Raw genomic sequence first — 23,125 nt, forward strand, 5'->3', positions numbered from 1 at the left:
CGTACCTTTACCAGGCGCTCAGGCCACCGTCGACGTAGAGGCACTGGCCGGTCACATAGCGCGACGCATCCGATGCCAGATACAAAAGCGCCCCCACCAGGTCATCGGGACTTCCCATTCGCCCTAGCGGGACGCGTTGGGAGTACAGGGCGACGAACTCCGCATTCTGGCCACTCTGCACGCCGCCCGGGATCAGAGCATTGACCCGGATACCATGCTCCGCCCAGGTGGTAGCCAGGTGACGGGCCAGACCAGTGACGCCGGCCTTGGAGGCGGCATAGACGGGCGGAGTGTTGATGCTGATGCCCATGTACTCGGACCCGGCATAAATGCGCGGATCGCTGCCTAGCTCACCGTAGATGGAGCCGGTATGAATAATGCTCCCTCCCCGTCCCTGCTCGATCATGTGGCGCCCTACACAGCGCGATACCAAAAAGAGGCCATCGAGATTGACGGCCATGATCTTGCGCCACTCGGCGAGGCTGTATTCCTCCACGGGGGCGAAGAAGGCCTCGAGGTCGTCGGACTTGCTGGCCGCATTGTTGTGCAGGATGTCGATGTCACCGAAACGTTCCACGGTGCTCGCCACCAACGCCTCGACGGAGTCTTCGCTGCTGACATCGCATTCTTGACCAAGACATGTTACGCCCGTCTGCCGAGCTAGCTTGCTGGCGTAGCGCCCGGCCGCATCGCCATCCAGGTCAGCCACGACCACATGCGCTCCGAACTCGGCCAGAGCTCGGCAAAAGTGCTGCCCCAGGATCCCCAGGCCACCGGTGACGATAGCGACACGTCCCGTCAGATCGAACAGATCACGAAATATCGAGTCCATCCAGTGCTACCTCCTCACGGGTCTGGAGCGCTCGGTTGCCCGCGATCAGTGTTCTCATGACCTCGATCGTGTCCGCGGCGGGAATCGCGGGGCGCTCCTCGACAACCTGGCGCCAGAATTCCCACAGGGTGCGACGGAACATCGAGAAGTTATCGGTGATGTCGACTCCGCCTACCTGGCGACTGCCCAGCAGCTCGATGCGGAAGACCACCGGCACCTGACCGAGGGCATCGATGTGGACCGATACGCCGTCCGTCATCGTCACGACCAGGGAGTCGTGAACCGCCGGCAGGGCGCGAACCGACACTGGACGTGACGCCAGCAACGGCAGGATGGCATCCAGCAGGTGCACGCCGTAGCGCTCCCAGCCATTGACGATGGTCCCACGCACGAGCTTGATATCGCCGTGATCGACCTGGCCAGCGCGCCACGTATCAAGCTCCCGTGCATAGCGCATACCAGAGCAGGACATCAGCAGTCCCCGCTCCAGGTAGGGTGCGAAGTCGCGCAGCTCGTCGAGATCCAGTGTCAGAGGCTTGTCGATGAAGACCGGGACGCCCGCCTCCAGAAAAGGGCCGGCCAGCGGACGGTGCGAGGCATGATCGTCGCGGGCGATGATCACCGCATCCACGGCTCCGATCATCTCCAGCGGATCACGTACGGCATGTGGAATGCGAGCAGCCGCGCAGAGCGACGCCGTCTGCTCGACGTCCTGCGTCCAGGCATGGGTGACCCGCAGGTCACCGACGCCGAACTCCGAACCATGGCGGCGGCGCACGTAGTCGTAGATCACCGGCCAGCCGGCGGCCCGCAGGCCATGGTCGCAGTAGCCATTGATGATTGCGGAAAAGGAGAACGGATGACCGTTGCCGTCACTGGCTCCCAGCATGCCGATTCGCGTTACCATAGAGGGAGGATTCTCCTGATGGGTAGGGACAGAAGGACGAGCTCAGGTACAGGCAGCCAGACGCTCCGTCAGCACCCGCACGTTTTCGCCCACGGTCTCGCCCAGGCGAGCCGCCTTGGCCTTCAGGCTCGCCCTGAGGGGGGCGCCTGCCGCCAGTTGGGTGGCCACCAGGTTCAGCACCTCGTCCAACTGAGACTCGAGAGAGAACGGATCCAGATGGCTCGGCGGCATGTCCGCCTGCTTAAGGAAGGCGTCCATCTTCGGTGTGTGTCGGCTCAGGGCGATGACTGGCGTGCCGCCGCTGTGAGCAAAGATGCTGGGATGCCAGCGGGCACCAACATATACCCGGGCGTTGCCCAATAGGTTCACCGCGAACTGGATGGGCAGGCTGGCTCCAGCCAACGGCAGGTCGAGCCTCTCGGCGACCGGCGCCAGGATGCGCAGGTCCTTGTCCGACGATGCAGTCAGCAGCACTTGACCAACACTGGCCTGCATCTCCCGGCAGAGTCGAATGAAACCAGGAATGGCATCATGGTCCGGCTGCAGCCCACGAAAATATACCGAACCGCCACCGATGCAGGCATAGGGTTGGCGTGGATCGAACGCCTCGCCACGAAAGGGGCGCTCATGAGAGAGACCGAACGCGGTCGATGGCCACCACTGCTCGACCGGCTCAGGTTGGTAGAGGTAGGCGGCATCGGCCGCCACCCTGCCCTGCCCGGCGGGACAGGCCCGTGCCGAGTCGGGCTCGCGAAACACGATGTCATCCAGCAGCGGATAGATGTGCCTGGCGATCTCCCTCAGTGCCGGGTCATTCATGACGATGCTGTGGTTGACCATCGCCGTGGGCTTGTCGAAGAAACACTTCGCGAGGTAGGCGATGAAAAAGATCATGCGACTCTGCCGGGTAAGGTCGTAGATGCAGCCCTCACCGTTTACCAGCACGATATCGCAGTCGTGCAGCGCCTTGCCGATGGCGGGAAAGGCCGCGCCCTGCATGACACCGAGCGCGCATTCCTCGAATTCCTGCCAGCAGGTCGGGGCGACATCGATTACCGGGTCGTCGTCGGCCTGACCATCCACAGAGTCGTCCGGCTGGGGAATGCCGATACGATACTGATAGAGGGTCGAGGCGACCTGCCCGCCGGCGTCCCGGATCAACTCTCGAAGCGCGTAGGACGTCGCCCTGGCACCCCAGTTGGGATCATCGGACGTGTCATTGACCAAGCAAACTTTCATGGTTTTCTCCACCCACCCTCTCGCTGTGCCTTCCTCGCGGTGTCGGGAGTCACCAGATCGCCCAGCCGCCATCCACGCACAGGTTCTGCCCGGTGATGTAGGCACCGGCATCGCTGGCCAACAGGGCAATGGCGCCCTTCAGATCTTGCGGCTGCCCGAGGCGGCCCACCGGCGCCTTGCTCTCCAAACGCTCCATGAACGCCCGATTCTCCTGGGTCACGGCATGCGGGAAGGCGCCAGGGCTGATGGCATTGACGCGAATCGCATCGGGCGACAGAAAGCTTGCCAGGTAGCGAGTGAACTGCAGCACCCCGGCCTTGGCCGCGCCATAGCTGGGTGGATTGGCATGGTCGGTGCCATCGTACAGCCGATAGTCGGGCGCCACATGGCCATACATGGAGGCGATGTTGACGATGCAGCCACTGCGCTCCTTGAGCAGCGGGTAACAGCACTTCACCATACGAAAGACTGAGTTGAGGCTGATATCAACGTCGTAATACCAATCGTCCTCCTCGATGCTCTGCCAACTGTTCTTGCGGCCGGACCAGGCATTGTTGACCAGGATGTCGAGTCCAGTGTCGCTCTCTCGCAGTGCTTCCACGCAGTGCAACACGGAATTGCGATCGGTGACATCCAGCTCGATGGCCCGGTGGTGGCCGAGAGGAGCGATATCGCGAAGCCGCATGATCATTGCTTCGCAGCGAGCAGCATCGCGACTGGCGAGTACGACATCAGCGCCCAGCTCGGCGAGAGCCTCGCCCATGGCGCTGCCCAGATAGCCGGCGCCGCCACTGATCAGCGCGTTACGCCCGCTAAGGTCCATCAATTCATGCAGAGACCGATTCATGGTTCCCCTCCCTGGTGATGAGTTCGGCGAGGCGAAAATCCCGCTCGTCATCGATGTCCAGCGATGTATCACCATCGACGATCACCGCCCCGGTACGTCCGAACAGCATGCCGCGGGTCGCCAGGTCAAGCCGGTCGAGACGGAAGGCATAGACCTCGCCACTGAGTTGGTAGGCCTCGGGCAGTTGTTGGCGCGGCAACCAGGGCACGCTGCCGTCGACGAAAGACTCGGGCGCTCCGTCGCGGATCCGCCAGGCGCGGTGCGGGTTGAGCTCAGCAGGCTTGAAGGTGGCCACCGAGTCCAATCCGTCGTAATGGAGATGAGTCAGGCAAGCCTGCACGTCGCCGGCACGCCTGAAGGGCGCGGTCGGTTCCAGCAGCAGGCCATAGGCGGCCCGCTCGCCTTCATCGTGGAGCCGACGGGCCAGCTCGCGCACTGCATCGAGCACCAGCGCGGTATCAGTGGCCAAGGCCGGCGGGCGATGGTAGACCTCCGCTCCCCGCTCACTGGCGACCCTGGCGATATCCTCGCTGTCGGTCGAGACGATCACGCGGTCGACCTCCTCGAGGCGTGCGGCCAGGTCCAGGGTCCAGACGATCAGCGGCTTGCCGCCGAGAGTACGCAGGTTCTTGCCCGGCACGCTCTTGCTGCCGCCGCGTGCCGGGATAACGGCAACGACTCGTTGTCTGTCAATCATCGACATCACCTGAAATGGGGGTGGATGACGGGAGGGAGGATCACGAGCGTAGCTGGGCCATGGTGTCGCAGTACTGCTGCCACTCGCCGGTATCCAGCCAGGCCTTGTCACTGATGGGGTAGACGCCGACGCGTCCGCCGCGATCCTTAACGTCCTCGATCAGCTCGGTGAGGTGGTAGAACTGATTCTCGGGAATCAGTTCGAGCGTCGACGCCTTGAGCACATAGAGCCCGGTGTTGACCAGGAAGTTGTAGTGCGGCTTTTCGCGCATGGCACAGAGTTGGCCGTTGTCGACGATGTCGCAGATGCCATAGGGAATGTCGTAGTGACGCAGCGACACCACCATGGTGATGTCGTTGTCCTCCTTGCGGTGATGCTCGACCAGGGCGTGATAGTCCGCCTTGATGATGACGTCGCAGTTGGTGACGATGAGATCGCCCTCAAGGTGGCCGGCCAGGGTGTGCAAGCTGCCGCCGGTACCCAACGGCTTGTCCTCGTAAACAAAGTTCAGGCGATACGGCGGCGCGAGCTCTTCGAAGTAGGCTTGGATCAGCTTCGACTTGTAGTTGACCGAAAGGTAGAACTCATCGACCCCATGCTCTGCAAATGCATCCATGATGACTTCGATCGCTGTCTTCTCCCCCACCGGGATCAGCGGTTTGGGCAGCACGCTGGTGAAAGGCGCGAGCCGGGTACCCTTGCCGCCGGCCATGACCACCACCGGCAGGTCCAGTGACGTCCCCTTCCTGACCTCCTCGCCTTGCTGGAACAGGCTGTCCCAGAACAACACATCGATGATGCATCCCGCATCGTCCAGCACCGGCACCGAATTGATCTGGTGCGTGGACATGGCGCTCTTGATCTCGGCGATGCGATAGTCGGCCTTGGCAGAATAGGGTATGCGGTTGCAGACCGCCTCGACCACTCCGTCCAGGTCTCCCCCCCCGAGGATCCAGCGTCGCACGTCACCGTCAGTCAGGGTACCGAGCAGTCGACCATGGCCGGTGGTAACATAGAGGATTTTGCGCCTCGTTTCTTCCAGTTGCTGCAGCGCTTCCAAAACATTGCGCCGTTCATCAATCAATAGTGACTCGTACATCGGAAGGCCCCCTCTCAGTCGTTTCCGCCTGCCATGGTCATGTCGATGAAGCCCTTCTTCACCAACCCTGCCTCCAGGGGCAGAGTCTTGAGGGTGTCCTTGATGCGTCTTGAGGTCTCCCCGTCGCCGAAGCGATCGTAGGGATTGTGTAGGCCAGCAAGCCGAGCGCGGAATGCCGGGTCCAGCGCCCACTCGATGCCGTCGCGTATCGCCGCCACCCGATTGCTCACCGAGATGACGTTGTCGGCGGCCAGTCGACCCTCCTGGCGTGAGCCAACGTTCACCACCGGCAGCCGGAACGACGGCGCCTCGATCAGGCCGCTCGATGAATTGCCGATCATCAGGTCGAGGTGGCGAAGGCAGCCATGAAAGACCCGCTGTCCCAGAGTGTCGAAGAGCCGAGCCCGACCGGGATAGGCGGCGCACCACTGGCTCAGGTGAGCATTGATATCACGGCCCTGGCTATCGGCATTGGCCTTGGAGAACACAACTTGCAGGTCGTCGTATCCCTCGAGGGCCTCCAGCAATTCAGCCACCTGCGAACGCGTCCCCTGGTGGGGTTCGCTGGTCACCGGGTGATAGGTGACGATCGCCGTGGGACGGTCGAGCGTCATGCCGAGGGCTTCGGCCAACGCTTCTCGACCGATGGGCTCGCTGCGATGCAGATGATCCAGCCCCGGGGCGCCATAGTTGAAGACCCGCTCAGGGGCTTCGCCCATCTGCAGGATGCGCCGCCGATAGGTCTCGGTGGCGGGAAAGTGGATGTTGGCGAGCTTGGTTACGGCATGGCGAAAGTATTCGTCCAGCGCACCACGGCTGGTCTCCCCTCCGTGCAGATGCACCAGGGGAATACCGTAAGCCACCGCGGTAAGCGCGGCCGGCACGATCTCGAAACGATCGCCGAGCAATACCACAAGATCGGGTCGGTCGTCGGCGAGAGCGTCGCCACAGGCCAGCATGGCCAGCCCCATGGCCTTGATCATCGCCGTGCGGCTATCGGCGGACAACAGCACCTCCAGGCGCCGGTGGATGCGGAAGCCGTCCCGTTCGATCTCGCCGACCGTATAGCCGAACTCAGGGGAAAGGTGGCTACCGCTCACCGCCAGCAGCAGTTCCAGGTCGGGGTCCTCATCGATCTCGCGCAGTAGCCAGTAGAGCAAGCCGTAATCCGCACGGGTCGTCGACAGTACCCAGACGCGACGCCTTGTCATGACAGATCTTCCCAGTCGAGCAGTTCATCGACGGCAATCGTCCGGGCGGCACGGCGACCGATCACGGTATCCAGCAGGCACGGCGACAGCCCGGATCCTGGTCGCTTCAGCGCCAAGTGCTCGAGAGTGATGATTTCGCCCTCGGCGATGGCGCATTGGGCGGTGATGCTCTTGCGCACGACCCCGAGATTGGGCCACTCGCAGGGCGCCGGCCGCTTGCGCCCGTCGCCGCGGGCACTCTCGACGTGTCGGATGGCCGTGACCATGTGCCGGAACTCATCGGGCGCCAGGGACGCGGCGTGGTCCGGCCCCGGCAGACGAGTATCCAGGGTGAAGTGCTTCTCGATGACGGTGGCACCCAAGGCCACGGCGGCGATGGGGATCTCGATGCCCGCGGTGTGATCGGAATACCCCACCTTCACACCGAAAGCCTCGGCGAGGGTATGCATGGCCGAGAGATTGATCTGCGCGTAGGGCGCGGGGTATTCGGTCACGCAGTGCAATACCGTCACCTCACCGGCGCCGGCGGCTTCGAGCCGATGCAATGCCGCCTCGACGTCCGCCAGGTGGCACATCCCGGTCGACAGTATCACCGGCTTGCCGAAACCACCGATGCAGGCCAGCAGCGGCCAGTTGGTGATTTCACCGGACGGGATCTTGAACAGGGACATGCCGAGGCCGTCGAGGAAGTCGGCGCTGGCCATGTCGAAGGCACTGGAGAGAAACTCGATGCCCTGCTGCCGACAGTGGGCATGAATCCGCACGAAGTCGTCTTCGGCGAGCTCCAGTGACTTGAGCATTGCATACTGGGAGTCCGAGTCGGATGTCGATGCACGCTGATAGGCCGCCTTGGCGGCTTGCCGAGTCACCAGGGCCTCGGCCTTGAAGGTCTGGAACTTGACGGCATCGGCGCCGCAACGCTTGGCGGCGTCGACCAGTTCGAGGGCCATCTCCAGCGAGCCATTGTGATTGACCCCGGCTTCGGCGATCACGAAGGCGGCAGACGAATCGTTCATGCGATTCTCCTGGCGGGCGTCCCTACGTAGGTGCCCGGCATGTCGATGTCACGGACCACTGTGGCGCCGGCACCGATCAGGCAGTCGGCGCAGACCCGCACGGCATGAACGAGGCTGGCTCCGGTGCCGATCATGCAGCGGTCGCCAATGTTAACGCCCCCGCTGATGGTCGCCCCGGGAGCCACATGCACGTCGTCGCCGAGAGTGCAGCCATGGTCGACAGTGGCGTTGGTGTTGACGATGCAGGCTCGCCCCAGGCAAGTGCCGGTGACGACTACGGCGCCATCCAGCACCACGCTACCAAGGCCGCAGCTCACCCCCTCGTGGATCATGGCGCCGGGCGCGGAGATGACCGGGAACTGCAGACCATGCGCCCGATACGCCTCGAGGATGGCCAGGCGCGGCGTGGCAACGGTGACCTTGCCCATCCCCAGCACCGCCAGTGAGGGCAGCATCCTTGCCTGAATCAGCAGGTCGGAATCGGTACCCAGAAACGGCACTCCCAACACCTCTCCTTCATCGTACGGTGCCACATAGCCCCGGACCCGATGCCCCAACCGGCGCAGGGCGTGGATCAGTACCCGGGCGTGACCGCCTCCGCCCACTACACAGAACTCGTCCACATCGACTCCTGTCGGTGTCCGGAACGGGCCGGCGGCGGCCCTAGAGGTTGTAACGATCCGCCTTGTAGAGAGCCAGGTTGTCGCGATCCTCGAACCAGGCGATGGTCGCCTCGAGGCCGCGGCGCAGGCCCTCGCGCCCGGCATACCCAGGGGCATGCTCCAGCAGCTTCGTAGCCTTGTCGATGCCCGCCACCAGGCGCTCGACCTCGCTGTCGCGTGGCCGCAGGCGCTGCGCGTCGGTGTCGATCTCGACCTGGCGTCCCATCAGTTCGGCAATCAGGCTCACGGTGTCCCCGATGCTGATCTCGAAGCCGGTACCGACGTTGATCACCTCTCCGACGGCGGCATCACACTCCGCTACTCGCATGAAACCGGCCACGGTGTCGGCCACAAAGTTGAAGTCGCGGGTGGGGTGCAGTGCGCCGAGACGCAACCGACGCACACCGGTGGCGATCTGGGTGATGACAGTGGGAATCACGGCACGTGCGGACTGGCGCGGCCCGTAGGTATTGAAAGGCCGAATGACCGCTACCGGCGTGGCGAAGGAGTGCTGGAAGGACAGGGCGATCTGGTCGGCGCCGATCTTGGATGCCGAATAGGGTGACTGCCCCTGCAAGGGATGCTCCTCGGTGATGGGGACCCGGCGGGCGGTGCCATAGACTTCACTGGTCGAGGTGTGCACCACTTTTTCGACATCAAGTTCCTGCGCAGCCTGAACAACGTTCAGAGTGCCGTTGATATTGGTGTCGATGTAGGTGGCCGGGGAGTGATAGGAGTAGGGAATAGCGATCAACGCGGCCAGGTGGAACACCACGTCGCAGCCCTTCATCGCCTGACGCACACCATAGGGATCGCGGATATCACCGGCGAACACCTCGACCTGCCGACGGATCTTGGGATCACTGTGATCCAGCCACCCCCAGGAATTGAAGGAATTATACAATACGAACGCCCTGACGGAGCAGCCATGTGCGACAAGGGCTTCGGTCAAGTGCGAGCCGATGAAACCATCGGCACCAGTCACTAGCACATTCTTTCCATACAAATCCATTTACGTCTCTCGCCATGCTGGATGAGCCGTTATTCCTTCGCGCCTACAGGAACCATGTAACTGAACACGCCCTTTCATACGATCACTCGCTTATGATTCCCTATTTCGACGAGACGGCTGGCTGTCGACAGTTCAGCAAGCTGTTACGGACTACGCCAATTGTCTGCGCCCTCGTGAACAGTGTGATTTTTATATCACAATCCTTAAAAACCGATTCTTTTGAATATAAAATGACACCACCCTGCATTGTTACTGCTTCAAGACAAGCTACGCTCTCGATGGTCGGCTTGATACTGGTAGTTGTAATAGCCATAGCCGTAAGCCATTGTAGGCGTATGTTGCATACCATTGAGGATGCAACCTTTGACCTCAACACCAGCATTCTCCAATTGGCGAATAGCCAGCTTTATTTCTCTCGGCGGGTTAAGTTGGAAGCGAGCGACCATCAAGCTAGTGCCTGCCCGCTTTCCGACGATGGCTGCTTCTGTAACCGCCAGGACGGGTGGTGTATCAATAATCACCAAGTCATAACGGTCACATACCTCATTGATCAACTGCGTAAACGTGCTATGCATCAGAAGTTCAGAAGGGTTTGGAGGGGATACGCCGCGCGAGAGATAATCCAGGCCAGCGACCTCCGTATGTCGTAATGCATGATCAAGGGCTAACGTATTGCCAAGAACTTCTGAAAGGCCACTTCGGGAATGTCCGCCAAATGCACGGTGAAGGCCGCCCCTGCGAAGATCGGCATCAATGATCAGAACACGCTGACCGGCCTGGGCGCAAACCACAGCCAAATTGAGGCTCACGAAGCTCTTGCCAGTGCCAGGACTTGGCCCACAAATCATGATGCAATTGTTGCTGGATTCAAGCATCGCAAAGTGCAAACTGGTACGCAGTGAGCGCAATGCTTCTACTGCCGTATCGGTGGCATTAACATGGGCCAATATACTGTTACGCTCGACACTATCGGCATTCGAACGCCTAAGAAAGTTTGCTATCTTTATTTGGTCTTTTGACAGAGGGATATTCGCATAAACTGGAAAGCCCATTTCTTCAATCTGTTCTGAACTCTCAATCCCTTGGCTAAGGCAGCACCGTAACAGGACATAGCCCAGAGCCAGCATGGCCCCCATCATGGCAGCAGCGCCACCAATCATTGCCTTACGGGGCTCAACTGGAGAGCTTTCGACAACTGCTGAGTCTATGATTCGGACATTTCCGATCGTTCCCGCCTTGGCCAACTGAAGCTCTTGCGCTTTGTTGAGAACGTTTACATATATAGCTTGGGCCACCTCGACATCACGACTCAGGCGGATCAACTCCTGTTGAGCCGCTGGCATAGCATTGACTCTCTCATCTAGACGTTCGAGTTCACCTTCGAGATAATCCTTCTGCCGCAATAAAGCCTGATACGTCGGATGGGTTTCCTTGAAACGTTGTGCCAGTTCGGCTTCCTGGATGACCAACTCATTGAGCTTCTGTTCCAACAGAATAAACTGATCAATGATCGATTGAGCTTCAGTATCCACATCGACACTGTCTACTGAGGAACGATACTCGCTCATCCTGTTCTCGGCGGACGATAGCTTTTCCCTGAGATCAGGAGCCTGCATTGCGAGGAACTCCAGGCTTTGCTGAGTCTCAGCCGATTGGCGCTCGACATTTTGCATCAAGAAAGTCTCGCTAATAGCATCCAGAGTATTCCGAATCTCGTTTTTATCACTTCCTTTCAGGGTCAAACGAAGTATCCCCGTACTCACTCCTCTTCCAGACACCCCCTGCTCGGATACGGATAGACGACTAACAATCGACTGAACTGCATCCAGCCTGGATATTTTTATCAATGTAAACTTGGCTCCCTGCGGAGCTTCCAGGCTAGCCACGTTCAGGATGATATTCCCACCCAAAAAACTTTCTAATTCCCCAACCTCCCCTTCACCTAGAACAAAATCGTCGCTTAACAATTGATAACGCTGTTTGTCCATAGTCGACAGGGTCAATGGCTGTCCCAGGAAAGAGTCACTAACTTCGAAGCGATTCAACTGAACACTCTCACCACCCCAAACAGCCGAATTGTTTTTCAAGAAGTCAAGAAAATGGAGATCGAATCGCTCCATCACACTACCAATTACCGGAAAATCATATGGATCAGGACGCTGAATCCCCTGACGCTGAAAATATTCGCCGACCACTGGCAGTTGGTGTGGGCGAATAACGGAGTCCAGTTCCATGCGGTCAACAACCTTTCCCAGCACCATCCGAGAGCGCAGGATTTCTATCTCAGCTGCAACACGCCCCCCGTCATTGGTATTGAACATCGCCTCAGGATCACCAATAGGGTTGACCGAATCCCGACGCTCCACCTGCACTAACACATTACTTTGGTAGATCGGCGTAATGAGATTGGCGTGAACCATACCACCAAGTCCAAACAACAACATACTGATAACAATGAGCCATTTATATTCCAGGAGCAGGCCCAGCAACCGGCCCAGCGGGATGCTGTCATCGCTTGAACTCGGCATATAGACCACACTGGGCACGGGTGGCTCGCCAGGTAGACTATCCCGCCTTGAAAAACTATTCACGGCAACCCCCACTAGGTAGCCAAGTTGAGGCCAGCTGTCACAGAACAGCATGACCAATATAAGCAATAGATCGACCGTGGCATCATCATTATCGAGTTCACATGGCCAATAACCATAACGAAAACCTGAAAGTATGAACTTGTAGCATCTTGAAGCTGTTGATGGTGACGCAGTGTCAAACGGTGACCACCTTGATGGTAAGAGCTCACAGTGCAGACTGGTTCAGATCCTTCGGGTACCCGATCGGAATCTTCACCACGCTACCGCCCCAGGGTGGCATGCCGGCACAACCCTGAGGCCTTGTCGAATGTGAGCCACCATCGGTTTGCAGCCCGACTCAACATGGAAAACACGGCCACAAAACTTACTGACTGACATGCACAGCTACGCCCCACTAACAAGGTTAACTTGTGTAACATTCCACGCATCACCATTTCTTTCACTGAAAATATGCGACAAATGACTTAATGGAATCGTGATGAGTAGGAGAAAAATGATGCTAGCTCCCGCCCTCGGCCAGTGGGAGTAACGTTCAACGTGGGACTCGTCATGGCGTCTCTTGCCGACAGCAGATCCATGCAGTCATTTTAAAAATGCCTTGACTACAACGAGTTAACGCCTTGACGTTCATGGGGGAGCAGCGATACTGCCTAGCGATGTCGAGGAGGTGCCGGTGTACTTGCCGGCGGTTGAGGCGCGAGGTTACGCCTATCAGTGCTTGCCAGCTTTGATTGATGGCGGGAGGCCGCAGGATGAAGCGGCCTGATCTGCTTGTGGGAACCCAAGAACGTGGCCGAGACAGTCTTCACTCTGAAGAATCATCGGCTCACTGGGCTATGGCTCCATACGCATGACGAATCTGGTCATCGCGGCCGTTGAGCCGCGACGGTTGTCGTACCCGTTCCCTCGATCCTCGTCGTAGAATGTCCCGCGCCAAGAGCGCGCACCGTACCAAAAGGTGATCTTGCGCTTGATGTCGAGGCGCTTGAGCTGGCCGAAGAGATGGCTGCACTTCGGCACCATTCCGGCATGCGGAACGGAACAGCACCACACGAAAGCCCCCTTGCGCAGCTGGGCGCAAGGGGGCGTCGGAGATCACGTTCGCGGCGGGTCGGGTCGGGTCAAACCATAATGTCTAGCCGACCGTCTGCAACGAGTCGCCGCGTCCCACGCCGAAGTAGAGCAGGCCGGCGCGCTTGACGATCTGCGGGTCATAGAGATTTCGGCCGTCGACGACCACAGGCGTGGTCAGGTTGGCCTTCAGCCACGCGAAGTCCACGGAACGGAACTCCTTCCACTCGGTACAGATCACCAGGGCGTCGGCCCCCTTCACCGCCTGGATGCGGTCGGCCACCAGGGTCAGGTCGTCACGCTCACCATACAGCCGGCGACACTCCGACATGGCCTCGGGATCGAAGGCCTGCACGCGGCCACCGGCGTCCCACACCGCCTCCATCAGGGTACGGCTCGGGGCATCGCGCATGTCATCGGTGTTGGGCTTGAAGGAGAGCCCCCACAAGGCGATGGTCTTGCCCGTCAGGTCGCCATCGAAGGCCTGGGCGAGCTTGGTGAACAAGTTCTGCTTCTGCCGGCGGTTCACCGCCTCCACGGCGTTGAGCAACTCAGCCTGGTAGTCCACCTCAGCGGCGGAACGCGCCAGCGCCTGCACATCCTTCGGAAAGCACGAACCACCGTAACCACAGCCTGGGTAGATGAATTGGTAGCCGATGCGCGGATCGCTGCCGATACCGTGGCGCACCTGCTCCACGTCCGCACCCAGGCGCTCGGCGAGATTGGCGATCTCGTTCATGAAGCTGATCTTGGTGGCCAGCATGGCGTTGGCCGCATACTTGGTCAGCTCCGCTGCGCGCACGTCCATGAACATCATCTTGTCATGGAGCCGGCTGTAGGGAGCGTAGCACTCGTGCATCAGCTCCTTGACGCGCTCCGAATCGGTTCCCACCACGATGCGCGCGCCATAGGTGAAGTCCTCGATGGCCGCCCCCTCCTTGAGGAACTCGGGATTGGAGCAGACATCGAAGTCGAGTGCCTCGCCGCGGGCCTTCAGCGTCTCGGCCACCGCGCCACGCACCCGATCGGCCGTTCCCACCGGCACGGTGGACTTGTCGACGATCACCTTGTAGTCCTGCATATGCCGGCCGATGGTCTCGGCCACCGTCAGCACGTACTGCAGGTCGGCGCTGCCGTCCGCGTCCGGCGGCGTGCCCACGGCGATGAACTGCAGGGTACCAAAGGCCACCGCCTCGACGGGGTCGGTGGTAAAGCGCAGCCGACCGCCCTCCACGTTGTTCTTCACCAACGCCTCGAGACCCGGCTCGTAGATGGGAATCACGCCCTCGCGCAAGCGCGCGATCTTGTCGTCATCCACATCCATGCACATCACGTCGTGGCCCACATCGGCGAGACAGGCACCGGTTACCAGCCCGACATACCCCGTACCGAAAATCGTGATCTTCATCCCCAGGCTCCTTCTCTCGTTCCGATGTATCATGCTTGAACATCTTGCCGGCTCCCTTGTCGGCGCTGCCGTGCCACGCGGCGTCCGAGGCCCCACTCGGACAGTCCCGAGGCGGCTCGGCATGAGCGCGACGTCGTCGAGGAGTTACCCGGGCCCCGGGCCTCCACTCCGTGCAGCGCCTGGCCAGGCCATGACCAATGCCGCGACCATGTCGGCGCTCTGGTCACGCCTGCCCCTGGGGGGCCTCACGCAACCGCAAGGTTACCAGATGGGCCTTCAACAATACCCAGCAGGCCACGCTCAGGCCCAGATACCCGCTCAACCCTCTCGCGTCACGCAGCATGGACTGCGTCAAGCCGAAATCCACGAAGGCCACGGCCACCATCAGCCCGGAAAGGGCCAGCGTTCGGGTCTGGGGGTCACGGCTACGATGCAGGTGCCGGGCGAACAGCCAGGCGGGCACGCCGTACAGCGCGCCCAGCGTCAGTAGGCCCAGCACCCCACGCCGCGCCGCGGTGTCGATGATATCGCTATGCAGTTGATCAAACTGGCTCACCCCAGAATGCAATACGCCTGCCTCGACCATCGCATCCCGGGCCGCCTGCAGGTGCCCCTCGCCCCAGCCGGTCAGCGGCTTCTCCAGAAACAGCTGGCCGCCGGCATGCCACATCTCCAGGCGCAAGCCCACGGAGTTGCCGCTATCGCCTTCCACGACATAATCGCGCGCATCATCCATGGCCCTCTCGATACGCGAGGAGACCCCGTAATCGGTGAGGGCAGTCATCGCGACCAGCCCGGCCAGCAATCCCCAGAACCCCGCTGCCGCCATCAGCATACGACGCCGGGAAAAGACCCCGCGAAAGGCGCGAAAGCCCATCCACGCCAGCAGGGGCACCACCACCCAGCCACCGCGAGTGCCGGAGAGGAAGGAGGCCGCGAAACCGGCCACCGCGGTCAGGCCCAGGGCCGCAGTCAGCCAGGGAAATGGTCGCCGCGAAAGGGACAGGCGTCCCAGCATGGCCACCAGTGCCAACACGCCCAGCAGCAGGGCGAGATTGCCGAAGGGAATGGCATTCATGCCGTTGTCGGCGCGGTAGGCACCGAGCACGAAACGTTCGTGCATCGCGATCGCCCCGGCCCCCTGCCCTCCCACCAGCAGGCCCAACCACCAGCCTATGCGCGACGGCGGATGGCGGCGTAGCCAGATCAACAGCGCCGCCGCCAGCAGCGGCCACAATGGCATTAGCCAGCCGCGTGCATGCTCGGCCACCGGCCATTGGCCGGTGCGCGCCACGTCCCAGCACCACAGGCCGGCGAAGGTCGCCAGCACCAGCAACCAGCCCCAATCCTCGCCATCCAGCAGGGCCGGGTACTGGCGCGTCGGCCCCCGGCGAGCCAACACCCCGCACAGCGCCAGCAGCCCGGCCGCCAGCGGTACCGCTGCATAGCCCCAGGGCACCAGGATCAACAGCGAGACGAAGGCCCATAGCAGCAGGGTATTACCACGACGCCAGGGATCATCGCCCTGGGTCGCTGGTCGCGGCCAGATCAGCGACAGTATCATGCCTCACTCTCCCTCGGGCCCCTTCGGCGTATCCCGATATGCCCACACGGGCGTTTCACCACTCGTAGCCATACAGTCATGTCACGGTGCACTATGCAGAATAGCCCGGTCACGCGCCGGGGCATGGCCTCAAGCTGCCAGCACAGGACGCCGCGGCTTCATCACGACACGAGATGGCACCACTTGCCTCGCAGCCATCCTCGCTTCCAGAGCCAGTCACTTGAATGAGCGGTTAGGAAACCGCTGAATCAACCGATTCTGGTCAACCGAGGTGTTCAGCATGGCCAGGCCGGCCGTCACCTCGGCCATCCTGGCATGGCTATCTCAGGTGGCCAGTGTTATCTGGCAGCCGAGTCATCCGGCGGCCAGGCCAGATTCAAGAGATCTTGGACCCGTCAGCATGATCCGGCCCCCGACCAGCCAGCACCAGATGGCTGATTGCGGATTGTGAACAGCTGCGCTCGATGCTTGGCCAGCCGCTGGTAGGGCACCTTCCGCTACCCGAAGAAGTTCTTGATGAGATGATACGGTTGCTCCACCTCAGCGTGGATGCAGGCTGGCCTTGGCCGTCTCGAACGCCAGCAGCTGCGTTTTCATCAGGCTCTCTGGCATCTGTCTGATGGTACCGAGCTGGCGGCGACACTATGGGCGAGTCCAGTGACCGCATCGACGCCGATTAGGGCCTTCAGGCCGCAAACCCATCTGAGGCCGTTTCATCTCCGGATCGTGTTGCTTGGCCTGGTACCTGTTGGAGGGCGCGGCCGCCACGATGGTGGCGTCGACAATGGTGCCATCGCGTGTGAACAGACCCTGCTGGCGTTGTTTTCCTCGAAGATCCGCTGGGTCAGGAAATGCTTCTCGAGCAGATGGCGGAAACGCAACAGCGAAATAACGTTCGACACGCTCTTGATGGCCAGGTCGATACCGATGAAGTCGCACATGGCCTGGCTGGCATAAGCGGCATCCTCCAGCGCCTCATCCGCAAGGGCATACCACTGCTGGACTGCTGGACTGCTGGACTGCTGGACTGCTGGACTGCTGGACTGCTGGACTGCTGGACTGCTGGACTGCTGGAGGAAGTAGACTCGCAGCATCCGCTCCATGCCAATGGGGAACCGGCCTCGCTTGCCCGCCGCGTAGGGGAAGTTAGACGCTGACCGTGCCTCGATCAGCCGTTGCCATGGTAGCAAGGCCTCCGTCTATGCCAGAAACCGCTAACGGTGGGCAACCGTCTTCTTGTTCTGCTGCTCGGCCTGAGCGAACGAGACCTGCTGCATCGGATGCCCCTGTCAGCGGGTGATGGACAGGCAAGAGCTACCCCGCCGGTGGCGCTCAGGCGGCTCCGGTGGAATTTATACCACGCTCACCTGGAAAGTCCGGGCGACTGTGCCCGGCCTGGCCAGTCGGCTCGGGCGCCTCAGTACCTGGGATCACACTTCCAGAGATTGCCCATCCACAGGTCATACGACTTGCTGGTGAAGGCCCCGAATCCCGCGGCATGGGCGAAGGTCATCTCCCCGAAGAAGATCCGACCGCGAATGTTATAGAGATCGACGCGCACATAGGAGAACGGCTCGGCCAGGATCTTGACGATCTCGAGCATTCGCTCATAGTTCTCGGGGCGTTCGATACGGTGATAAATCGAGGGATACTTGACGGCAAAGGGGAGCCACTCCAGGTCCTCGCTGAAGTATGACCTGCTGTGGTTGGTGAATCGATCGAAATCGACATGCAGGATCACCACGGGATCACACCCTTCGCCCTGCTTGAAGACGTGGAACTTGTAATCCAGCGCGGCCTCACCCGCTTTCACAGGCAGTTTACGTTCCACCAGGAGCTTCGGCGTGATATCGCTGTACCAGGGCTCGCGCTTGATTTGCCCATAATCCTTGCCCAGTTCCCGGCGGGCCGCCGAGCAGCCGTGCTCGATGTCCTCGCGGCCGGCATCGCGGTCGAAGATAAACACCGTCCCTGAATTATTGTTGGTCTTCAACACCGCGCCATCATTGGCGGTGATCAACTCCTGAAGGTGTGCTGGTTCGAGCGAGTCCCCCACGAACAGGTTATCGATGACGACCTCGCTGCCCACGGCATCCCGGACATAGTCCTTGACCCTGACCTTGTCGGCACACAGTGCGAATAGTTCGGAGGTATAATGGCGCTTCCTGAAGTTGACTTTCTCGTTGTAGGTTCTCGGCTGCTTGAAATTCGGAAGATAGTGCAGCCGGGAGACGAATTTTATATGGTCCTTGGCGACGGCCGGCAGGACATCATAAAATTTTCTCATCAACTTCGTCATGCTGGGCCTTCCCCCCTATCGTGACGGGACATGCTCGTCGGCCTGCCCCGCCTCCCTTTAGGCCTAAAGGATAGCGCCTTGCCGACGGCCCGCCGCAGCGCCACCCGTTGAAGGGCTCGACGATCGTACGCTTGACACTCGCGTCGCGGCCGAACTCATCTACTATAGAATCGAACAGCCTGGGTTTCGCTACTCAGCGTGACCCACCGACTGCCGGGTGGCCGATGCCATCGTCAATGCCTGCGCCGTGCTGGGCCCCGGCAGCATCGTCAATACCGGTGCCAATATCGGTGGCGGCACCACCATCGGCGATCTCGCCTGGATCGGCATCGACGCCTCGCGCCGCCAGGGCCTGTGGATCGAGCACGCCGCCGTGGTAGGCGCCGCCGCTGCAGTCGTCGGCCCGGTCGATGACCATCAGATGGTCGTCGGGGTTCCCGCCAGGCCGCTGCACGCCCCTGACGGACTTTTTCTGCAGCGAGGGAACCAGCATGCATGCCGTCACCACCGCCGGCCTGCGCTTCATCGGCGCCGGCTATTGCCTACTCAAGGCCGATTGGCCCAAGACCCTGCGATTCGCCCAGGAATCCCGGACGCTCTCCCGGCACGGCGGCGCCCGGGCGCTGGTCGGTGCGGTCCTCGCCCCCTTCCGCTACGGTACCTCGCCCGAGGAGTACTTCCTGTTCGGCTTCTACGACAAGCTCCATGTCGAGCGCAAACGCTGGGTGGGCACCGTCGGCATGTGGCTGGCGCAGCGGCGCTTCGTCCCGGCCGGCATACGCGGCGACTTCGCCGACAAGACACGCTTTACCGAGCGCTATCGCGAACTCATGGACGGCAGCGCGAGGTTCCATACCGCCACGGACGACCCGGAGCCCCTGCTCGAGGCGCTCCGGGCCGGTGGGCATGACATCTTCATCAAGCCCGCCGACGGCCAATGTGGCACCGGTGCCAGCGTCCTCAGTATCGAGGAACTAAGACGCGACGGCCGAGGCGCGCTCGCCCGCGCCACGGCGGGCGGCGGGATCTATATCGTCGAGCGGCGACTCATCAATCACCCGGACATCCAACGCATCGCGCCGGACGCCCTGAGCACCATCCGGGTGGTCACCGCCGTCACCACCGCGGGCGATATCGAGTTCCTCTTCGCCCGGGCGCGCTTCTCCATCGGCAAGGTGGTGGACAACCTCGGCTCCGGCGGGCTGGCGGTGCCCGTCGACCTGGACACCGGAGTGATCTCCGGGCCAGCCGTCGCCAGCGCTTCGTTGATCGAGCGGACGTTCGAGCGCCATCCGAAGACCGGCGAGACCTTCCAGGGCAAGGTGATTCCCATGTGGGATGCGGTGCTGGACCTGGCGCAACGCTCGGCCCTTCGGCAGATCGAGGCCCGGGTCATCGGCTGGGATATCGCCGTGACCCCGGACGGCCCCCTGCTCCTCGAGGGCAATCACAACTGGGGCAAGGTGCTGTGGCAGATGCCCGTCGACGAGGGCATGGCCCAGGAGTTGGAGCGCATCAAGGCGCGAGTGCTGGCCTAGGATTCAACGCTGATCCACTGCGAATCCCGGGCGTTCGGCCAACTTCATTCGATCTGTTGCGTTCAATAGCGCTATTCGCCTCAACAGAGCGATAACGCTGACTCGAAATCCGTGAATCTCGTGACGATCGGTTAAAACCGACCGGCTCCTGGACATCAATGCTCCAGGGCCACCGCCAGCTGCCCCAGCCGCTCGTGGATCGCCCGCTCGGTCTTGTGCAGTTGGGTGGCCGAGGGCACCCAATACTCCAGACTGTCAGTGCGACTCCGCTCAGCCAGGTAATGGGTGGGGGCGGCCAGCGGCTCGAGCCCCGCCCGCCGGAAATGCTGCATGGCCCGGGGCATATGCGAGGCCGAGGTCACCAACACTGTCCGCGCACCTTGCCCCAGCGCCTCGCGCACCGCCCGCGCCTCGCGGCCGGTATCGGCCGGAAAATCCAGCACCCGCAAACGGTCCGGCGCCACGCCCAGTTCACGGGCGGCCCGGGCGTAGCCCCGCGCCACCGGCTGCGCCTCAGGCGAGAAGCTGCCCCCCGAGACCACCAGAGGTAACGACGGCTGCTGGCGCCACAGCCGCACGCCCTCCATCAGGCGGATGGCCGAACTCTCGGTCAGCTGACCGGTGACCGTCCAGGGCGCCTGCCACGCCCAGCCCCCGCCCAGCACCACGACGCCCGCCAGGGCCTCGTCCTCCGGCAGCGTCTCGAGGGCGGGATAGCGCGCCTCGAGCGGCGCCAGCAGCCGATCGGCCACCGGCGCCCAGCTCGAAAGCACCAGCAATGCCAGCCCCGCGACGGCCAGGCTCGCACCCGACCGGCGCCGCCCCCACCAGGCCAGCAGCAGCCCCAGCCCCCCCAGGCCCAACGCCACCGGCAGCGGTAGCAGCAGCTCCCCCGCCAGCGTCTTCAACAGATCATACATGTTCGTCATCGCCTCCCTGCGTGTCTTCGTTGGTGCTTCCTGGATGTATGGGCAGAGGTGCACATCGAGCGCGGGGTTGGCACTGCAGCTGTCGAGGCATGCCATCCGCCATCTTGGCTTTCAGGCCTCCCTCATGAGACCCGGGATCAGAGCCGAGAGTCTGGAGTGGGGTCGTTGGCGAGAATTGACCTGAGCCTGGACTCAACATATTCCGTCGAGGCACTGGATAGATGGAGCCCATCGCTGAAATACGACCAGTGTCCATCACTGACCACACAACGGTTCCCACAAAATATTTCATAAGGATGAATGACTGTCACATTGCCGTTGTCCAAATACCCTGAAAAAAACATGAAAGATTCCTTCAAGTGATGTAGATTTGTGATTCTTATATCTTTCAAGCCTTCGGAAAGGGCTTCAGGAGTGCTCGTCAGGGATGGCTGCATCTCGAGTGTTCCAGACACTCTTGGATGTGCTCCAATAATGACAATACCCTTGGAAAGATCGCTAAAGTGGGAGATTGTCTCATCGATGAACGGCTTCCACCTGAAGAATTCGTTGCTTTCCGAAAAATTTGTGACACTGCCATCATACCTATCCCATGATTGAGAAATAACCACGACATCATAATTATTATCAATGCTATATAATGCCTCTCTCAAATCATTGCAGGATATATCAGAAAACTTATCCCGAAACTCGACGCCTTTCAGTAACACACAACCACCCCTGGTGACAGTGTCTACCTCACCATACCCCAAGCCTAATGCTCTTGTAAGTGGAACCACATATTGCTGAAGAACGGAATCGCCTATAAATAGCACCTTGGCGCCTCCTGAATCGTTGATAGAAAGCCCACGCTTGAAACTCGAATTAAAAGTTGCACCGTGCGCTTTAGCGACCTCCAGAGCAAATGGATTAAGGTAACGAAACCGATTATTCAACCCATTTGTCTTGGCAACCAGAAGCCCAGAACTTGCAAACAAAGGTATGGTCAAAACCAGGCCCGTAATAATCGCGACCTTCTTGACCCCCTTCTCTGACTGTATAGACCGACGAATTGAAATCTCGACAAACCTATAGGTTAGCCAAGCAAGAAATGAGGATACTGACAACACAAAAACCAGCAGTTGTGCGTCAGAAAAGGAGTGATCGAAAAAGTTAAGGAAGGTGATGATCGGTTGATGGTACAGATAAAGTGGATAAGATATCAATCCGAAGAATACAAGGACCCTCGTAGACAGAAGCACTGAAACCGATTTTCCTTCAAATACTGGAAACCCAATAACAAGACTAGCACCAATGCATGGCCATAGTGCATTCAGCCCTGGAAACTTCGAGTTCTTATCCAACCACGCCATCGGCACCACAATCAAGAGCAGACCAACAACACCAAGGTGTTTTTTGAAACTCTTGCGAACTGGGGTTTTCGAACCATATTTGATCCAAAGGGCCAAGATGCAACCGACCAGAAGCTCAAACGCCCTATAATGCGGCAAAAAGTACCCGGCAGAATAGCCCCGACTAACAGCGTCCATTGACAAAAACAAGGAGAACGCGAAAAGCACTGCCGCCAAAGGAATCAGAACATTTCTGGACACCTTGAAAGCCATGATAAGAATAATAGGCCAGGCCACATAAAACTGCTCTTCCACGCCTAGCGACCATAGGTGAATCAAGGGCTGATAGGCTTGGCCTTGCGCAAAATAGTTGACTCCCTGAGAGAACAGGATATTAGCCGCACCGAAGGCTGAAAAGAAAACCTCCTTACCAAGATTATCAAACTGCCCATTATCATAGAACACAAAGCCGAACAGCAATGTAAACGCCAAAGTGATGGACAGGGCTGGAAGCAGCCTCGCCGCCCTCCGCTTGTAGAAGTTCAAAAACGAGAAATTCCCACTCTCCATCTCTTTAGCTATCAAGGAAGTGATCAAATACCCACTGACAACAAAAAAGACATCGACACCAACATAACCACCAGGCAAGAAATCTTCACTTGCGTGGAACAATACGACGGCCAAGACCCCAATCGCCCTTAAACCATCAATATCACCTCTGTAGCTCAGGCTCACGAATTCACCCCACGCTATAAGTTGCAACCACCACCTGGACAGGGGCCACGCTGTATATCTCATGGGCTTTTTATTTTATCATGAAAAAATAACCCCGCCTCATTCATAAGAGTGATCTTGCCCGGAAACAGCGGATA

18 protein-coding genes and 2 pseudogenes are annotated in these 23,125 nt (G+C 60.2%); 1 reads left to right on the forward strand and 19 read right to left on the reverse strand.

Translation table 11 applies throughout. The annotated features are described in order from the left end of the window. Positions 1-7: 7 nt before the first annotated feature. From QWY76_RS04520 to QWY76_RS04595, 17 genes and pseudogenes are all read right to left on the reverse strand, one after another. Complete coding sequence (locus QWY76_RS04520; RefSeq protein ID WP_290309920.1) at positions 8-832, reverse strand: SDR family NAD(P)-dependent oxidoreductase; 825 nt, start codon at positions 830-832, stop codon at positions 8-10. Then, entirely contained in the window at positions 813-1,739 is a 927-nt protein-coding gene (locus tag QWY76_RS04525) for a Gfo/Idh/MocA family protein (protein WP_290309921.1), read from the reverse strand. The genes QWY76_RS04520 and QWY76_RS04525 overlap by 20 nt, the downstream gene beginning before the upstream one ends. 42 nt (positions 1,740-1,781) lie before the next feature. Beyond that, complete coding sequence (locus tag QWY76_RS04530; RefSeq protein ID WP_290309922.1) at positions 1,782-2,978, reverse strand: polysaccharide pyruvyl transferase family protein; 1,197 nt, start codon at positions 2,976-2,978, stop codon at positions 1,782-1,784. Positions 2,979-3,027: 49 nt separating this feature from the next. Beyond that, the gene (locus QWY76_RS04535; RefSeq protein WP_290309923.1) at positions 3,028-3,825 is read right to left on the reverse strand and encodes an SDR family oxidoreductase; all 798 of its coding nucleotides are present in this window, start codon (positions 3,823-3,825) and stop codon (positions 3,028-3,030) included. After that, positions 3,806-4,522: an acylneuraminate cytidylyltransferase family protein gene (locus QWY76_RS04540; protein WP_290309924.1), complete on the reverse strand. Its 717-nt coding sequence runs from the start codon at positions 4,520-4,522 to the stop codon at positions 3,806-3,808. The genes QWY76_RS04535 and QWY76_RS04540 overlap by 20 nt, the downstream gene beginning before the upstream one ends. 40 nt (positions 4,523-4,562) lie before the next feature. Further along, entirely contained in the window at positions 4,563-5,621 is a 1,059-nt protein-coding gene (locus QWY76_RS04545) for a nucleotidyltransferase family protein (protein WP_290309925.1), read from the reverse strand. 14 nt (positions 5,622-5,635) lie between these two features. After that, positions 5,636-6,832, reverse strand: coding sequence for a UDP-N-acetylglucosamine 2-epimerase (gene neuC / locus QWY76_RS04550; protein ID WP_290309926.1), 1,197 nt, complete (start codon positions 6,830-6,832; stop codon positions 5,636-5,638). Then, positions 6,829-7,848, reverse strand: coding sequence for an N-acetylneuraminate synthase (neuB, locus tag QWY76_RS04555; protein ID WP_290309927.1), 1,020 nt, complete (start codon positions 7,846-7,848; stop codon positions 6,829-6,831). The genes neuC and neuB overlap by 4 nt, the downstream gene beginning before the upstream one ends. Further along, a complete protein-coding gene (locus tag QWY76_RS04560) occupies positions 7,845-8,471 on the reverse strand; it encodes a NeuD/PglB/VioB family sugar acetyltransferase (protein WP_290309928.1) in 627 nt (208 codons plus the stop codon). The genes neuB and QWY76_RS04560 overlap by 4 nt, the downstream gene beginning before the upstream one ends. Before the next feature lie 40 nt (positions 8,472-8,511). Further along, positions 8,512-9,522: an NAD-dependent 4,6-dehydratase LegB gene (locus QWY76_RS04565; RefSeq protein ID WP_290309929.1), complete on the reverse strand. Its 1,011-nt coding sequence runs from the start codon at positions 9,520-9,522 to the stop codon at positions 8,512-8,514. Between the two features lie 257 nt (positions 9,523-9,779). Beyond that, entirely contained in the window at positions 9,780-12,068 is a 2,289-nt protein-coding gene (locus QWY76_RS04570; RefSeq protein ID WP_290309930.1) for a polysaccharide biosynthesis tyrosine autokinase, read from the reverse strand. A 954-nt stretch (positions 12,069-13,022) separates the two neighbouring features. Then, positions 13,023-13,142: pseudogene (locus QWY76_RS20145) on the reverse strand (NADH:ubiquinone reductase (Na(+)-transporting) subunit F); the annotation flags it as partial. Positions 13,143-13,248: 106 nt separating this feature from the next. Next, positions 13,249-14,592 carry a UDP-glucose dehydrogenase family protein gene (locus tag QWY76_RS04575; RefSeq protein ID WP_290309931.1) on the reverse strand — a complete coding sequence of 448 codons (1,344 nt, stop codon included), beginning with the start codon at positions 14,590-14,592 and terminating at the stop codon, positions 13,249-13,251. Between the two features lie 223 nt (positions 14,593-14,815). Then, a complete protein-coding gene (locus QWY76_RS04580) occupies positions 14,816-16,156 on the reverse strand; it encodes an O-antigen ligase family protein (protein ID WP_290309932.1) in 1,341 nt (446 codons plus the stop codon). Positions 16,157-16,532: 376 nt separating this feature from the next. Further along, positions 16,533-17,433 (reverse strand): annotated as a pseudogene (locus tag QWY76_RS04585) (transposase). A gap of 140 nt (positions 17,434-17,573) precedes the next feature. After that, the gene (locus tag QWY76_RS04590) at positions 17,574-18,455 is read right to left on the reverse strand and encodes an ATP-grasp fold amidoligase family protein (protein WP_290309933.1); all 882 of its coding nucleotides are present in this window, start codon (positions 18,453-18,455) and stop codon (positions 17,574-17,576) included. Between the two features lie 193 nt (positions 18,456-18,648). Then, positions 18,649-18,948 (reverse strand): hypothetical protein, encoded by a 300-nt coding sequence (locus QWY76_RS04595; RefSeq protein ID WP_290309934.1) that lies wholly within the window; start codon positions 18,946-18,948, stop codon positions 18,649-18,651. On the opposite strand from QWY76_RS04595, the gene QWY76_RS04600 reads away from it, so the two are divergent. Continuing rightward, a complete protein-coding gene (locus QWY76_RS04600) occupies positions 18,947-19,993 on the forward strand; it encodes a sugar-transfer associated ATP-grasp domain-containing protein (RefSeq protein WP_290309935.1) in 1,047 nt (348 codons plus the stop codon). The genes QWY76_RS04595 and QWY76_RS04600 overlap by 2 nt on opposite strands. Positions 19,994-20,148: 155 nt before the next feature. Here QWY76_RS04600 and elyC read toward each other — a convergent pair whose 3' ends face one another. Together elyC and QWY76_RS04610 are read right to left on the reverse strand one after the other, a co-directional pair. Next, positions 20,149-20,913 carry an envelope biogenesis factor ElyC gene (gene elyC, locus QWY76_RS04605; protein WP_290309936.1) on the reverse strand — a complete coding sequence of 255 codons (765 nt, stop codon included), beginning with the start codon at positions 20,911-20,913 and terminating at the stop codon, positions 20,149-20,151. Positions 20,914-21,059: 146 nt separating this feature from the next. Then, the gene (locus tag QWY76_RS04610) at positions 21,060-22,988 is read right to left on the reverse strand and encodes an acyltransferase family protein (protein WP_290309937.1); all 1,929 of its coding nucleotides are present in this window, start codon (positions 22,986-22,988) and stop codon (positions 21,060-21,062) included. Positions 22,989-23,125: the final 137 nt, after the last annotated feature.

Source organism: Halomonas maura, from assembly GCF_030409305.1.
In the GTDB taxonomy this organism is placed as follows: Bacteria; Pseudomonadota; Gammaproteobacteria; order Pseudomonadales; family Halomonadaceae; genus Halomonas; species Halomonas maura.

Bases quoted from the DNA above. Each gene is read 5' to 3' on its own strand.
- QWY76_RS04590 (WP_290309933.1), bottom strand. From the start codon at position 18,455: ATGACGAAGTTGATGAGAAAATTTTATGATGTCCTGCCGGCCGTCGCC.
- QWY76_RS04600 (WP_290309935.1), top strand. From the start codon at position 18,947: ATGCATGCCGTCACCACCGCCGGCCTGCGCTTCATCGGCGCCGGCTAT.
- QWY76_RS04575 (WP_290309931.1), bottom strand. From the start codon at position 14,592: ATGAAGATCACGATTTTCGGTACGGGGTATGTCGGGCTGGTAACCGGT.
- neuB (WP_290309927.1), bottom strand. From the start codon at position 7,848: ATGAACGATTCGTCTGCCGCCTTCGTGATCGCCGAAGCCGGGGTCAAT.
- elyC (WP_290309936.1), bottom strand. From the start codon at position 20,913: ATGTATGATCTGTTGAAGACGCTGGCGGGGGAGCTGCTGCTACCGCTG.
- QWY76_RS04595 (WP_290309934.1), bottom strand. From the start codon at position 18,948: ATGCTGGTTCCCTCGCTGCAGAAAAAGTCCGTCAGGGGCGTGCAGCGG.
- QWY76_RS04545 (WP_290309925.1), bottom strand. From the start codon at position 5,621: ATGTACGAGTCACTATTGATTGATGAACGGCGCAATGTTTTGGAAGCG.
- QWY76_RS04525 (WP_290309921.1), bottom strand. From the start codon at position 1,739: ATGGTAACGCGAATCGGCATGCTGGGAGCCAGTGACGGCAACGGTCAT.
- QWY76_RS04530 (WP_290309922.1), bottom strand. From the start codon at position 2,978: ATGAAAGTTTGCTTGGTCAATGACACGTCCGATGATCCCAACTGGGGT.
- QWY76_RS04580 (WP_290309932.1), bottom strand. From the start codon at position 16,156: ATGATACTGTCGCTGATCTGGCCGCGACCAGCGACCCAGGGCGATGAT.
- QWY76_RS04535 (WP_290309923.1), bottom strand. From the start codon at position 3,825: ATGAATCGGTCTCTGCATGAATTGATGGACCTTAGCGGGCGTAACGCG.
- QWY76_RS04540 (WP_290309924.1), bottom strand. From the start codon at position 4,522: ATGATTGACAGACAACGAGTCGTTGCCGTTATCCCGGCACGCGGCGGC.
- neuC (WP_290309926.1), bottom strand. From the start codon at position 6,832: ATGACAAGGCGTCGCGTCTGGGTACTGTCGACGACCCGTGCGGATTAC.
- QWY76_RS04565 (WP_290309929.1), bottom strand. From the start codon at position 9,522: ATGGATTTGTATGGAAAGAATGTGCTAGTGACTGGTGCCGATGGTTTC.
- QWY76_RS04520 (WP_290309920.1), bottom strand. From the start codon at position 832: ATGGACTCGATATTTCGTGATCTGTTCGATCTGACGGGACGTGTCGCT.